Here is a 12575-nt window from a genome sequence, read left to right as displayed (position 1 = left end):
GATCCCTTAAAGTTTCTCAGTCGGTCTTCCCCTTGTTGAGGCTGGTCAGGTAATAGTGCCCGTCCTCCTCATAGGGGGCCAGTTTCAGGCGGTAGGTCTGCACATACTCGCCGCCCTCGATCTGGGTGGTGTCGAATTCGGCGGTGATCGTCCCGTCCTCCCCGAGGCTGACGGCCCCGAGCTCGGCACGCTCGTTCAGCGGCAGGTCGGCGTCCATGAAGTAATAGGTGTTCTTCTCGGGGTCGAAGTTGACCGGGTCGCCGCTGGCGATGTCGCCCAGCGTCTGCGCGTTGCCGCTATAGTCCAGGCTCTTGACCCCGTACCAGCGCAGCAGCAAAGCGTCGACGGTCGCTTTGTCTGCCTGGGCGTAGCCCTCGTAGTCCGGCTCCTCGGGCTGCTGGATCTGGCCGCTGAGCTCGGCCCATTTGTAGAGGGACCAGAGCATCTGCACCTGGGAAATCTCCTCGGGCTTATCGAACGATCCGTTGTAGTTGGCGACCAGCGCCAGCAGGTTCCCGCTTTGCAGCAGGTCCTCCACCAGCTCCTTGGCCTCCTCCTCGGTCATCTGCGGCTCGCTCTCCTCGCTTTCCTCGGGGGGCTGCTCCTCCTCTGGAGCCTCCTCCTGCGATGAGCTTTGCTGCACTTCGCTGTCAAAATCCTGCGGCGTGTCCGTGCGCGACTGGCAGGCGCACAGCGCCATAACCGCCGCGAGCAGCAGGGCGATCAAACTTTTCTTCATCGGTCTTCACCATCCTTTGACGTGCGGGAATCCTCCCCCGCGCTCCTTAATATGCCTTGCCCCAGTAAACCATCTCTTTGGCCGGCTTACCGCAGCAGACGCAGGTATCGCTGATATGCTCCTGCTCGAAGGGGATGCACCGCGAGGAGACCCCCGCGACCTCCTTGAGCTTCTCTTCGCACTGGAGGTCCCCGCACCACATCGCCTTGATGTAGCCGCTGCGCTCGTCCGCGAGCTTCGTCAGCTCCTCGAGCGTGGTGGCGCTAAAGGTGCGGCTTTCGCGGTTCTCGAGCGCCCGCGCGAAGAGGGAGTCGTGGATTTCTTTGAGAAGCCGGGGAATCTCGGCCGAGAGCTTTTCCAGCGGCACAAAGGCCTTCTCGCGGGTGTCGCGGCGCACCAGCACGCACTGGCCCTTTTCGATGTCCTTGGGCCCGAGCTCGAGGCGCAGCGGGACGCCCTTCATCTCATACTGGGCGAACTTCCAGCCCGGGGAATTGTCGCTGCAGTCGATCCCGGCGCGGCAGTAGCCCGAGATCATCTTCTTGACCTCTTCCGCCTTCTCGAGTACGCCCTCCTTGTGCTGGGCGATCGGGATGACCATCACCTGCACCGGCGCGATGGCGGGGGGCAGCACCAGGCCGCTGTCGTCCCCGTGGGTCATGATGATCCCGCCGATGATCCTCGTGGACACCCCCCACGAGGTCTGGTGCGGGTACTGGGGCTTGTTGTCCCGCCCCTGGAACTGGATGTCGAACGCGCGGGCAAACCCGTCGCCGAAATAATGCGAGGTGCCGGACTGCAGCGCCTTGCCGTCGTGCATCATCGCCTCAATGGTATAGGTCGCCTCGGCCCCGGCGAATTTCTCCTTGTCGGTCTTTCTGCCCTTGACCACCGGGATGGCGAGGTACTCCTCACAAAAGCGCGCGTAGATGTTCAGCATCTGCTCAGTCTCTGCGACGGCCTCCTCGGCGGTCTCGTGCATGGTGTGCCCCTCCTGCCAGAGGAATTCCATATTGCGCAGGAAGGGGCGGGTGGTCTTCTCCCAGCGCAGCACCGAGCACCACTGGTTATAGAGCTTGGGCAGGTCGCGGTAGGAGTGGATGACGTTGCGGTAATGCTCGCAGAAGAGAGTCTCGGAGGTGGGGCGGATGCAAAGCCGCTCCTCGAGCTCCTGCCCGCCGCCCTGGGTCACCCAGGCCACCTCGGGGGCGAAGCCCTCGACATGGTCCTTCTCCTTTTGCAGCAGGCTCTCGGGGATCAGCATGGGCATATAGACGTTCTGGTGCCCGGTCTCCTTGAACATGCCGTCCAAAATCTTCTGGATATTCTCCCAGATCGCGTAGCCGTACGGCTCAAACACCATGCAGCCGCGCACCGACGAATAGTCGATCAGCTCGGCCTTCTTCACCACATCGGTGTACCATTTCGCAAAGTCCTCGTCCATCGAGGTGATCTCTTCGACCATTTTCTTCTGGTCCGCCATTGGTTCACACACCCTTAATCTTTAATCTTGATTATTCTTCCCCTTCGCCCTTTTTGGGGGAGGTGATCTTTGAAAGCAGGTAGACGATCAGCGAGATGACGATCATCACCACGAATATCCCGGTCATCCCCTGCCAGAGCAGGGTCAGGGCGTGGAAAAGGTCCCCTTCTCCCGCTACGAAGACGGCCGTCGGGCCGTCCGCCCCGCCGATCACGCCGGCATTCATCATCAGGCCATTTAGGAAATTACCCATTCTGTTTTCCTCCTTAACCGAGCATCCCGGGCACGAGCCCCAGGATCATCCCGCCCGCGAGCACCGAGGCAATCTGCCCCGACACGTTCGCGCCGACGGCGTGCATCAGGATATGATTCTGCGAGTCCTCCTTGATGGCCATTTTCTGTACCACACGCGCCGACATGGGGAAGGCCGAAATGCCCGCCGCGCCGACCATCGGGTTGATCTTCTCCTTTAGGAAGAGGTTGAGGACCTTCGCGAAGAGGCAGCCGCAGATGGTGTCAAACACGAAGGCGATAAGCCCCAGGCCCATGATCATCACCGTCTGTATGCTGACAAACCTCTCGGCGGTCATCGAGAAGGAGATGGTGATCCCCAGCAGCAGCGTGACCAGCTGGGCGAGGTTGTTCTGCGCCGTGTCGGAAAGGCGCTCGAGCACGCCGCACTCTCTTATCAGGTTGCCGAACATCAAAAACCCGACCAGCGAGACCGAAGCCGGCGCCACGATCCCCGCGATGATGGTCACGATGATCGGGAACAGGATCCGGGTGGTCTTGGAGACATTGCGCGGGTTATACGGCATGTGGATCTGCCGCTCCTTTTTAGTGGTCACCGCCCTGATGGCGATGGGCTGGATGATCGGCACCAGCGCCATGTAGGAATAGGCCGCCACCGAGATGGCGCCGAAGTACTGCGAGCCGAAGGTCTGGGCCACCAGGATGGAGGTGGGGCCGTCCGCCGCGCCGATGATCCCGATCGAGGCCGCGTCGGTGAGGTTAAAGCCCAGCAGCACCGCCGCGATCACGGTCAGGAAAATCCCCGCCTGTGCGGCCGCGCCGAAGAGGAACATCTTGGGGTTTGAAAGCAGCGGCCCGAAATCGATCATCGCGCCCACCCCGATGAAAAGCAGCAGCGGGAGCGCCTCGCTCGTTTCGATCCCGACCTCGAAGAGCCACTGCACGATCCCGTGCGTCTCGCCCACGCCCGCCATCACCTGGTTGATGGCCCCGGACTGGGGGAGGTTGACCAAAATTGCGCCGAAGCCCATCGGCAGCAGCAAGGCGGGTTCAAAGTCCTTTTTGATCGCCAGCCAGATGAGCAGTCCGCCCACGGCCCACATCACCACCTGCTGCCAGGTGATCTGCAAAAGGCCGTTCAGGATAAAATCCATTTTTTCATTTCTCCTCTTGAATCAGATGGTTCAAGTGCCTGTCCATTTCGCGGCGGGAGTCCCGCCGCGCCCATGTTCTCTTATTATATTATCTTGCCGGCGATTTTTCAACCATCATTTGCTAAAATCCCCGCACAGGGCCGCCAACATGCAAAGAAACCACCCCATAGCGGAGTGGTTTCCAAGAAAACGTTATTCCTCGCTCTCTGCCTCGGGCTCGGGCATGTGCTCGTCGATGTAGCGGACCACGTCCCCCACCGTCTTGAGCTGCTCGATATCCTCGTCCGGGATCTCGGTGTCGAACGCTTCCTCGAGGTTCATCACCAGGTCCACCACGTCCAGGGAGTCCGCGCCCAGGTCATCGAGGATGGAAGCTTCCGTCGTCACTTCGTCACTTTCGATGTCCAGCTGCTCGCAGAGGATGTCCCGCACCCTGTCAAAGGTCTCCATTTTTCGTTGCCTCCTTCAGTAACGTTGCCTTGCCGCCGGCAGGCGGCCGTCTCTTCACGAAAATCATCATACCTGTTTTTGCCACATTTATCAAGGGCCATGCAGGATTTTTATAATTTATTAACAGTTTCTTTTCCCAAGCCCCTTTGTCCACAACCCAGGGCTGTTCTCGTTATATGCCACAAAATTATGGATTATACCTTTTAGAATTTCTTCATCCCCTTTTCCCTCTTTTCTTTCGCTTTTTGGAAAAATAGGGTATAATCATAGTATCCCGATATGGAACATGTGTTTGTGACAGATTGGAGGATCCGCCATGCAGTTTGCCCTTCTGGGCCATCCGCTCGGCCACAGTCTCTCCCCGCAGGTGCATTCCCTGCTCGCGCGCTGCACCGGGGCAGAGCTTCAGTATACCCTGCGCGACGTGCCGCCGCAGGAGCTTCCCGCCGCAATGCCGGGGCTTCTGGGGCTCGACGGCTTCAACGTCACCATCCCCTATAAAGGGGAGGTCGTCCCTTACCTCGCGCGCCTCGATACGAGCGCCGCGCGCTACGGCGCGGTGAACACCGTCGCGCCCTCCGCTGAGGGGCCGGTCGGCTACAACACCGACTGTACCGGCTTTCTGCGCTCGCTGGGGGATTGGAAGGAAGGGCTGGATAGCGTCTTGGTGCTGGGTGCCGGCGGCGTTGGGCGGATGTTCGCCATCGAGTGCGCGCGTCTGGGCGCCGCCGTCACCCTCGCGGTGCGCGAAAGCTCGCTGCCGCGGGCCGGGGCGCTGGCAGAGGAAATCACTGCCACCTACCAGGTCCCTGCGCGCGCCCTGCTCATCGGCGACGCGGCAAAGGGGGACGAAGGCTACAGCCTGCTGATCAACGCCACCCCCTGCGGGATGTTCCCGCACTTGGACGAATGCCCCGCGCCGGACGCGCTCATCGAGCGGTGCGGGCGGGTGTTCGATTGTATCTATAACCCTGACAAGACCCGGCTGCTGCGCCGCGCGCAGGAGCTCCAGAAACCCGCTTTGGGCGGGCTTCGCATGCTGATCCTGCAGGCGGCGGCCGCGCAGGAAATCTGGTACGGGGCCAGGTTTCGGGAAGACCAGCTACAAGAAATCGAGGAGCGGCTCGCGCAGGTGCTGCGCAAGGACGGCTCGAAGGAATAGAAACGGAGGAAACCGCTATGGGAAAACCGATCGTGATCTGCGGCTTCATGGGCAGCGGCAAGACCACCGTGGGGCGGCTGCTGGCAAAGCGCCTGCTGGACAAGTTCATCGACCTCGACGAGGAGATCGAGCAGACGCAGAAAATGTCCATCCCCAATATCTTTAAGGAAAAGGGGGAGGAATATTTCCGCGCGCTGGAGCATGTCACGCTGCAAAACGTGCTGCGCTCCCCCGGACCGTTCACCCCGGTCGTCGCCGTGGGGGGCGGCACCCTGATGGACCCGGACAACGCGGCGCTGCTGAAGGAGTACGAGTGCTATGTGGTCTACCTCTCGACCGACTTTGACATCTGTTATGAGCGGATCAAGTCCAGCAACCGCCCGCTGGTCATGCAAAATACCCGCGAGCAGCTGCGCGCTTTATACGACCAGCGCCACGAGGTGTATGCGGGGCTGTGCAACACCCAGCTCTATAACCACGGCGCGCCCGAGCGCACGGTGACCAATATTATCTCCCTGATTAACCCCTTGAGCATCCAAAAGCTCTGACATCTTTGCGCCCTGTTTACATATCATAGGCATGATACTTCATATTGTCAGGGGGATGAGCCCATGTGGGCCAACGAGCAAACATTCTATCAAATCTATCCGCTGGGGTTTTGCGGCGCGCCGAAGGAGAACGACGGCGTCGCCGTCCCGCGCATTCGCAAGGTGCTGGACTGGTGCGATTATCTCGATGGGCTCGGGGTGGGGGCCGTCTATTTCTCCCCCCTCTTCGAGTCCGACCGGCACGGCTACGACACGCGGGATTACCGCAAGATCGACTGCCGCCTGGGCGGTAATGAGGATTTCGCGGCGGTCTGCGGCGCGCTGCATGAACGAAACATCCGGGTGGTGCTCGACGGGGTCTTTAACCACGTCGGCCGGGGGTTCTGGGCCTTTCAGGACGTGCTCCAAAACCGGGAGGCCTCTCCTTACAAGGACTGGTTTTATCTGAACTTCGGTCAGCCGAACGCCCGGGGCGACAATCTTTCCTACGGCGACTGGGAGGGGCACGACGAGCTGGTCAAGCTCAACTTGCAAAACGGCGCGGTCGTCGAGCACCTCTTTTCCTGCATCGAGGGCTGGGTGCGTGACTTCGGGATCGACGGGCTGCGCCTGGACGTGGCTTACTGCCTGGACCGGGAATTTTTAAAACGCCTGCGCCGCTTTTGCAGCGAACGCTTCGGGCCGGAGTTCTTCCTGGTGGGCGAGGTGCTCTTCGGGGACTACAACCTCATCTGCAACGACGAAATGCTTCACAGCTGCACCAATTACGAGTGCTACAAGGGGATGCATTCGAGCTTCAACAGCGGCAACATGTTCGAGATCTCCTATTCCCTGAACCGGCAGTTCGGGCCGGAAAACTGGACCCTTTATAAGGGCAAACATCTGCTCAGCTTTGTGGACAATCACGACGTTTCGCGGATCGCAAGCCTTTTGGCGCAGCCGCGCTGCCTGCCGCTGATCTACGGCCTGCTCTTCGGCATGCCGGGGATCCCCTGCCTTTACTACGGCAGCGAATGGGGCGCCGCGGGAACAAAGGAGCCCGGCTCGGACGACAGCCTGCGCCCGTGCTTCGAAAGCCCCCAGCCGAATGAGCTGACCGCCCTCATCCAGCGCCTGATCGCCCTGCGCAAGGAGTATAAGGCGCTCTGCTACGGGGACTACCGCAACGTCGCCGTGCAGAGCCGCCAGCTTTGCTTCGAGCGCAGCTTTGAGGGGGAGCGGGTCCTCGTTGCCATCAACGCGGACGAAAACGAGATGCCCATCCCCTTCGCGCAGGGGGCGCAGGAGCTGCTGGGCGGGGAGCGCGCCGGGGCGGCGCTGCCCGGCTTCTCGATGGGCTTCTACCGCTTATAAGACCGGACTGAAAAGGGGCCGCGGGAATATTCCCGCGGCCCCTTTTTGTTTTTCCATTATAGCTCCCCGAGCCGGTGGTTGATCTCGCGCAGCGCGTAATAGGCGTCCTCAAAGATGGGCTGCAGCTGCCGGTAGCGCGCGACGTTCTCCTTGATCGGTTCGGTCACGCTCTCGACCTTGTGGAAGGCGTGCACCGCGCCGAGGTCCTGATAGACCCCCACGCAGATCCCCGCCAGCACCGCCGTGCCGAGGCTCCCGGCCTCGTCCGAGATGTTGGTCTTGACGATCGGCATGTTGAAGCAGTCGGCCAGGATCTGCCGCCAGACGGCGCTCTTCGAGCCGCCGCCCACGATCCGCATGCTGGTCATGTCGTCCTTGATCCCCTGCATGATCTTTAGGATGATGGTCAGGTTCATCGAGACCCCCTCCATCACCGCGCGCAGCATCTCGGCCCGGGTGCTCTCCCCCCGCAGTCCCAGAAAAGCGCCCTTCGCGCCGTTGTCCCACAGCGGAGCGCGCTCCCCCATCAGATAGGGCAGGAAGATCACCCCGCCCGCGCCGGCGGGGCAGCTCTCGATCTCCTTGTTGATATAGTCGTAGGCGCTGCCGCCCCCCGTCTTTGCGAGCTCCTGTTCGTAGAGGCAGAGCTGGCTCTTCATCCAGTTGACGCTCAGCCCCCCCGCCTGCATGGTCCCCCCGTCGCTGTAGGTGCCGGGGGTGAAGGCGCCCTTCTGGATCCGGCAGCGCGGGTCCATCCCGGGCGCGTCGGTAATCCGGCTCACCCAGCTCGAGGTGCCGAGGCTGGTGTAGGCGTCCCCGGGGCGCAGCACCCCGATCCCGATCATCGAGGCGCGCCCGTCGCCGACCCCCTCGGCCACCGGCGTGCCGGGGGCAAGCCCGGCCTCTTCGGCCACCGAGGCGCGCACCTTCCCGATCAAAGTGCCCGGCTCGACGATGTCGGGGAACTTTTCGACGTCTGCGCCCGCGGCCTTAAAGATCACCTCGGACCAGCAGCGCCCGTACATGTCATAGGCGTGGGTATAGCCCGCGTCGCTCGGGTCGGTGACAAACGATCCGGTCAGCCGCGCGCCGATGAAGTCCTTGGACTGCATGAACTTATAGGTCTTTTCATAGGTCCCGGGCTCGTGCTCCATCAGCCACATCACCTTTTCGATGGTGAAGTTGGCGCTGGGGCGTATCCCCACGATGTTGTAAAAGCTCTGCAGGCGCACCTTCTCCTCCAGGGCGGCCGCCTCCTTGGTGGCCCGCCCGTCGGTCCAGATGATCGAGGGGCGGATGGGCTTGCAGTCCCGGTCCAGCGGCAGGCAGCCCATCATCTGGCCGCTCAGGGAAATGGCCGCCACCTCGGCGGGGTCCAAGCCTTCGAGGATGGCGTGGTTGTTTTTGCAAAAGGCTTTCCACCAGTCCTCGGCGTCCTGCTCGGCCCAGTTGGCGTTGAAGTAGTGCACCGGATAGCTCTCCAGCCGGCTGCGCAGGATGGTTCCGTCAAAGGTGAACAGGGTCGCCTTGTCGGCCGAGGTGCCGATGTCGTGGGAAAGCAGATATTTGGCCATGGGGTTCTCCCTTCTCTCTCTTGTCAGCGCGCGTCCGCCTGCGCCGCGATTTTGATGGCGCTGCCAGCGCCGACCCCGAACCGGGAGACCCCCAGGCCGATCATCTGCTCCACCGTTTCGATGGTGCGGATCCCGCCCGCCGCCTTCATCCTGATCCGGCCGCGGTTGGCTTTGGCCATTATCTCGACATGGTGGAGGGTGGTCGGATCGGGCAGCTTGCCGGTGGCGGTCTTGACGAAGTCCGCCCCGCCCTCGATGACCAGCTCGGTCGCCTTCATGATCTCCTCGTCCGAGAGGATGGACACCTCAATAATGCACTTGAGGGGCTTATCGCCCACCGCGTCCTTGACCGCGCGGATGTCGCGGACCACCTCGTCGTAGAGCCCGGACTTGAAGAGGGGGATGTTCATCACCATGTCGCACTCCTGCGCCCCGAGCGAGATGGCGGTCTTGGCGGCAAAGGCCTTGACCTCGCAAAGGTCGCTCCCGTTGGTGGCGCTGCACCCGGCCCCGGGCAGGGTATCACTCCCCTGCAGCCCTTTTACAATCATCGGGATGAACCAGCGGTTGGTGATGAGGGAGTAAAAGTGATACTCCTTGGCTTGTGCGATCAGCTCCTCATATTCCTTCACCCCCGCCAGGGTGGTGGTCAGCGTCGCATCGGTCATCCGGCAAAACTCGTAGCCTGTTATCATATCATGTCTCCTCCCTTATCTCTGGTTTGCCGCTTCGATCAGCTTGATCCCGCTGCCGAAGCTCACCCCGAAGCGGGAGACGCCCAGCTCGATCATCCGGTCCACCTTCTCGAGCTCCCGAATCCCGCCCGAAGCTTTCATTTTGATCCGGCCCTTGACCGCCTCGGCCATCACCTCGATGTGGTGCACCGTCGCCGGGCCGTCCCGGCCGACGGCGGTCTTGACATAGTCCGCCCCGCCCTCGATCACCAGCTCGCAGGCCTTTCTGATCTCGTCGTCCGACAGCAGCGGGGTCTCGATGATGCACTTAAGTACATGGTCCCCCATCGCGTCCTTGACCGCGCGGATGTCGCGGACCACCTCGTCGTAGAGCCCGGACTTGAAGGCGGGCAGGTTCATCACCATGTCGCACTCGGTGCAGCCGACGCGCAGGTCGTCCTTGGCGAACAGGACCTTGATCTCGGTGGGGACCATGATCCCGCCGCAGCCCGAGCCGACCACGATCCCGGTGCCCCGCACCCCCTCCACCAGCATGGGGTAGAAGCAGGGCACGCCGATGACCGAATAAAACCCATATTTCTTGGCCGCGTCGATCAGCTCCTGGGTCTGCGCCTTGGTCGAGCAGGGGGCGATCAGGGTGCCGTCCATCATGGCGGCGAGTTGTTTTCCATTGACAGGCATTGCGCTTCCTCCTTCTAGCGGTTGTCGGCGGCCTGCATGATGGCAAGCCCGCTTTGATAGCTTACGCCGAACCGGGTCACCCCGAGCTCGATCATCTGATCCACCGTCTCAAGGTCCCGGATCCCGCCCGAGGCTTTGATCTGGATCCTCCCCTTTGCCGCCCTCGAGACCACCTCGATGTGGTGGACGGTGGTCGGGCCGTCCCGGCCGACGGCGGTCTTGACAAAGTCCGCGCCGCCCTCGATCGTAAGCTCTACGGCCTTCTCGATCTCCTCATCCGAGAGCAGCGGGGTTTCGATGATGCACTTTAAGATGTGGTCCCCCACCGTGTCCCGCAGCACCCGGATGTCCTCGACGACCTCCCTGTACATCCCGGACTTGAAGTAGGGGAGGTTGATGACCATGTCGAACTCGTTGCAGCCTAAGGACAGGCCGTTCTTGGCATACTCGGCCTTGATGTAGCTGGGCTGGTTGTCCCCGCACCCGCACCCGAAATGCACGTCGGTGCCGCGCAGCGCCTCGGCGATCACCGGGTAGAACGGCCGCGGCCCAAAGACGCAATGGAAGTGATACTTCTTGGCATAATCGAGCAGCTCCCTGGTCTGTTCGAGCGTCGAGGTCGAGTGGATGAGGGTACCATCCAGCATGTGGGCAAACTGGGTTCCGTTGACGGGCATAGCTGATTCCTTCCTTTCCTCTGAGGGCTGTTTGTGACTTCTACCTTGCGTCGGCCGCCTCCATGATTTTTAAGGCGCTGCCGACCGAAACGCCGAACCGGGTCACCCCGAGCCCGATCATCTCCTCGACCGTTTGGAGCGTGCGGATCCCGCCCGCCGCCTTGATCTGCGCCCGGCCGCGCACCGCCTTCGCGATCAGCTCGACCTGGTGCACCGTGGTGGGCTGTGGGATCGTGCCGGTGGCGGTCTTGACGAAGTCCGCCCCGCCCTCGACCACCAGCTCGGCGGCTGTTTTAATTTCCCCGTCATCCAGCAGCGGCACCTCAATGATACACTTCAAAACGTGATCGCCCACCGCCTCCTTGACCGCGCGGATATCCTCGACGACCTCCTGATACATCCCGGATTTGAAGTAGTGCAGGTTCATCACCATGTCGATTTCTCCGGCTCCCAGGCGCAGGGAATCGAGCGCGGCATGCGCCTTGAGGTAGCCCGGCTCGCAGCCGGTGTCGGTGCAGCAGCCCGAGCCCGCGATGGTGTCGCTCCCGCGCACCCCCGCGGCGAGCAGGGGTACAAAGCAGCGCGGCCCGATCACCGAGAAGAAGTGGTGTTCGTGCGCGAGCGCGATCAGCTTCTCCATATCGTCCTTGGTGCAGCAGCTGCCGATCTGGGTGGCGTCGAGCATGCGGCAGAAATCCTTACCACGTAAGGTCAAGAGGTACCACCGTCCTTTCACAAGTTGGGAGTGGTTTTGCCTTCCTGATTCAGTGTATCGCAGGGCGGTGGGAATGTAAAGATGGGCGCGGGTGTTTTCTCCCGTTTCATTAAAGAACGTGGATAATTTCTGTTTATAACGACATGCCCCAAAACGCATTTGTTGATATTCACAATATTTAAGGCAATAATTTTATACAACATTCCAAAATGTGAACAAATACCGCATTGACGGGCGCGTTCTTGTATTTTATAATGGAGTTGAGAAGCAGGTTAGACACGGCCGGCGCGTCAGCGCCAGTTGGAAAGGTGTGAGCAAGCTATGAAAAACATCAAACGCCTCCTGTCCCTTTGCCTGTGCGCCGCACTTGCCGCGGGCCTCTGCCTGACGGCGGCCGCACAGAATTCCATCCTCCCCCGGGCCGCGGTTGTCATCCAGGGTGAAAACGGAGCGGGAATCGAGATCAAGGGAAATACCGTCTGGGTATCGGACGACAGCCTCGCCGGTTTTCAGCTCATCGATCCCGTCACCGGCGAAGCGCTGCTGTCCGGCGAAGAGCTCGCCGCGCTGAGGGAGTCCCTTCTCTCAGATGAGGGGTGCGATTTCACCGGGCTTTTGGAGGAATACCGCCTCGACCTCTATTTTGTCGGGAGGCTTGACCGGATCAACGCCTTCCAAGCCGGCGCCTTCAAGGGGATCACGGTCTGTGAGGGCTCTTCTGCCCAAAGCCTGATCGCCAGGGACGGCGGCCGGTTCAACGTACTGGGCGACCTGCGCTACGGCGAGGTCTACGGCGCCGATACCCGGCTGCACATCACCGGAACCGCCGGGACGGTTCAGCCCTACGCCGGCGGCTTTGTCGGCGCGAAATACGGCGTGGTGGATTTCGTCAACGGCTCGATGAACGACACCGGGGGCTTCCGCACCCGGATCGCCCAGCGGGACAGCAAGCGTAGGTCCCACACTCCGGAGCTGGTTTGGAACGACGACGGCGTGTACGGCTATTGGCAAGACGATGCGTTTATCCCCGTCTTCTAGCCCCGAACGGCATGGGCTTATCCCGGAATGGTTGTTACTCCGCTAAAAGGGAGC

At 61.4% G+C, this 12575-nt stretch carries 14 protein-coding genes; 4 read left to right on the top strand and 10 right to left on the bottom strand.

The genetic code is table 11. The annotated features are described in order from the left end of the window. Positions 1-16: 16 nt before the first annotated feature. The 5 genes from EDD78_RS02375 to acpP form a co-directional block, all read right to left on the bottom strand. Positions 17-739, bottom strand: a complete 723-nt coding sequence (locus EDD78_RS02375; protein ID WP_132083802.1) for a hypothetical protein — start codon at positions 737-739, stop codon at positions 17-19. 46 nt (positions 740-785) lie between these two features. After that, positions 786-2222, bottom strand: a complete 1437-nt coding sequence (gene proS, locus EDD78_RS02370; RefSeq protein ID WP_132083800.1) for a proline--tRNA ligase — start codon at positions 2220-2222, stop codon at positions 786-788. A gap of 31 nt (positions 2223-2253) precedes the next feature. Then, complete coding sequence (locus tag EDD78_RS02365) at positions 2254-2475, bottom strand: OadG-related small transporter subunit (protein WP_079698088.1); 222 nt, start codon at positions 2473-2475, stop codon at positions 2254-2256. A gap of 13 nt (positions 2476-2488) precedes the next feature. Further along, entirely contained in the window at positions 2489-3628 is a 1140-nt protein-coding gene (locus EDD78_RS02360) for a sodium ion-translocating decarboxylase subunit beta (RefSeq protein ID WP_079698089.1), read from the bottom strand. Positions 3629-3820: 192 nt separating this feature from the next. Then, positions 3821-4078: an acyl carrier protein gene (gene acpP / locus EDD78_RS02355; RefSeq protein WP_079698090.1), complete on the bottom strand. Its 258-nt coding sequence runs from the start codon at positions 4076-4078 to the stop codon at positions 3821-3823. Positions 4079-4394: 316 nt separating this feature from the next. Between acpP and EDD78_RS02350 the strand changes: the two genes are divergently transcribed. From EDD78_RS02350 to EDD78_RS02340, 3 genes are all read left to right on the top strand, one after another. Beyond that, complete coding sequence (locus tag EDD78_RS02350) at positions 4395-5240, top strand: shikimate dehydrogenase family protein (RefSeq protein WP_132083798.1); 846 nt, start codon at positions 4395-4397, stop codon at positions 5238-5240. A 17-nt stretch (positions 5241-5257) separates the two neighbouring features. Next, complete coding sequence (locus tag EDD78_RS02345; RefSeq protein ID WP_079698092.1) at positions 5258-5788, top strand: shikimate kinase; 531 nt, start codon at positions 5258-5260, stop codon at positions 5786-5788. Between the two features lie 63 nt (positions 5789-5851). Continuing rightward, positions 5852-7141 carry an alpha-amylase family glycosyl hydrolase gene (locus EDD78_RS02340; RefSeq protein ID WP_132083796.1) on the top strand — a complete coding sequence of 430 codons (1290 nt, stop codon included), beginning with the start codon at positions 5852-5854 and terminating at the stop codon, positions 7139-7141. Positions 7142-7197: 56 nt separating this feature from the next. Here the strand turns inward: EDD78_RS02340 and EDD78_RS02335 are convergent, their stop codons facing one another. The 5 genes from EDD78_RS02335 to deoC (EDD78_RS02315) are packed head-to-tail and all read right to left on the bottom strand — an operon-like array spanning position 7198 to position 11483. Then, on the bottom strand, positions 7198-8715 hold the full coding sequence (locus tag EDD78_RS02335; RefSeq protein ID WP_079698094.1) for a xylulokinase: 1518 nt from the start codon (positions 8713-8715) through the stop codon (positions 7198-7200). 23 nt (positions 8716-8738) lie between these two features. After that, positions 8739-9410: a deoxyribose-phosphate aldolase gene (gene deoC / locus EDD78_RS02330; RefSeq protein ID WP_079698095.1), complete on the bottom strand. Its 672-nt coding sequence runs from the start codon at positions 9408-9410 to the stop codon at positions 8739-8741. Between the two features lie 15 nt (positions 9411-9425). After that, a complete protein-coding gene (gene deoC, locus EDD78_RS02325) occupies positions 9426-10091 on the bottom strand; it encodes a deoxyribose-phosphate aldolase (protein ID WP_079698096.1) in 666 nt (221 codons plus the stop codon). A 14-nt stretch (positions 10092-10105) separates the two neighbouring features. Then, a complete protein-coding gene (gene deoC, locus EDD78_RS02320; protein WP_079698097.1) occupies positions 10106-10768 on the bottom strand; it encodes a deoxyribose-phosphate aldolase in 663 nt (220 codons plus the stop codon). A gap of 40 nt (positions 10769-10808) precedes the next feature. Continuing rightward, positions 10809-11483, bottom strand: a complete 675-nt coding sequence (gene deoC, locus EDD78_RS02315) for a deoxyribose-phosphate aldolase (RefSeq protein WP_143533522.1) — start codon at positions 11481-11483, stop codon at positions 10809-10811. Positions 11484-11804: 321 nt separating this feature from the next. Between deoC (EDD78_RS02315) and EDD78_RS02310 the strand changes: the two genes are divergently transcribed. After that, positions 11805-12521 (top strand): hypothetical protein, encoded by a 717-nt coding sequence (locus tag EDD78_RS02310; RefSeq protein ID WP_132083792.1) that lies wholly within the window; start codon positions 11805-11807, stop codon positions 12519-12521. Positions 12522-12575: the final 54 nt, after the last annotated feature.

This window comes from Harryflintia acetispora, from assembly GCA_004340125.1.
In the GTDB taxonomy this organism is placed as follows: Bacteria; Bacillota; Clostridia; order Oscillospirales; family Ruminococcaceae; genus Harryflintia; species Harryflintia acetispora.
Note: the sequence above shows the minus strand (reverse complement) of the source record. Positions and strands in the feature narration are given on the sequence as shown.

What these genes read in the sequence shown, in the direction of transcription:
- EDD78_RS02360 (WP_079698089.1), bottom strand. Translation starts at nt 3,628, where the DNA reads ATGGATTTTATCCTGAACGGCCTTTTGCAGATCACCTGGCAGCAGGTG.
- acpP (WP_079698090.1), bottom strand. Translation starts at nt 4,078, where the DNA reads ATGGAGACCTTTGACAGGGTGCGGGACATCCTCTGCGAGCAGCTGGAC.
- deoC (WP_079698097.1), bottom strand. Translation starts at nt 10,768, where the DNA reads ATGCCCGTCAACGGAACCCAGTTTGCCCACATGCTGGATGGTACCCTC.
- EDD78_RS02365 (WP_079698088.1), bottom strand. Translation starts at nt 2,475, where the DNA reads ATGGGTAATTTCCTAAATGGCCTGATGATGAATGCCGGCGTGATCGGC.
- EDD78_RS02335 (WP_079698094.1), bottom strand. Translation starts at nt 8,715, where the DNA reads ATGGCCAAATATCTGCTTTCCCACGACATCGGCACCTCGGCCGACAAG.
- EDD78_RS02375 (WP_132083802.1), bottom strand. Translation starts at nt 739, where the DNA reads ATGAAGAAAAGTTTGATCGCCCTGCTGCTCGCGGCGGTTATGGCGCTG.
- EDD78_RS02345 (WP_079698092.1), top strand. Translation starts at nt 5,258, where the DNA reads ATGGGAAAACCGATCGTGATCTGCGGCTTCATGGGCAGCGGCAAGACC.
- proS (WP_132083800.1), bottom strand. Translation starts at nt 2,222, where the DNA reads ATGGCGGACCAGAAGAAAATGGTCGAAGAGATCACCTCGATGGACGAG.
- EDD78_RS02350 (WP_132083798.1), top strand. Translation starts at nt 4,395, where the DNA reads ATGCAGTTTGCCCTTCTGGGCCATCCGCTCGGCCACAGTCTCTCCCCG.
- EDD78_RS02310 (WP_132083792.1), top strand. Translation starts at nt 11,805, where the DNA reads ATGAAAAACATCAAACGCCTCCTGTCCCTTTGCCTGTGCGCCGCACTT.
- EDD78_RS02340 (WP_132083796.1), top strand. Translation starts at nt 5,852, where the DNA reads ATGTGGGCCAACGAGCAAACATTCTATCAAATCTATCCGCTGGGGTTT.
- deoC (WP_079698095.1), bottom strand. Translation starts at nt 9,410, where the DNA reads ATGATAACAGGCTACGAGTTTTGCCGGATGACCGATGCGACGCTGACC.
- deoC (WP_079698096.1), bottom strand. Translation starts at nt 10,091, where the DNA reads ATGCCTGTCAATGGAAAACAACTCGCCGCCATGATGGACGGCACCCTG.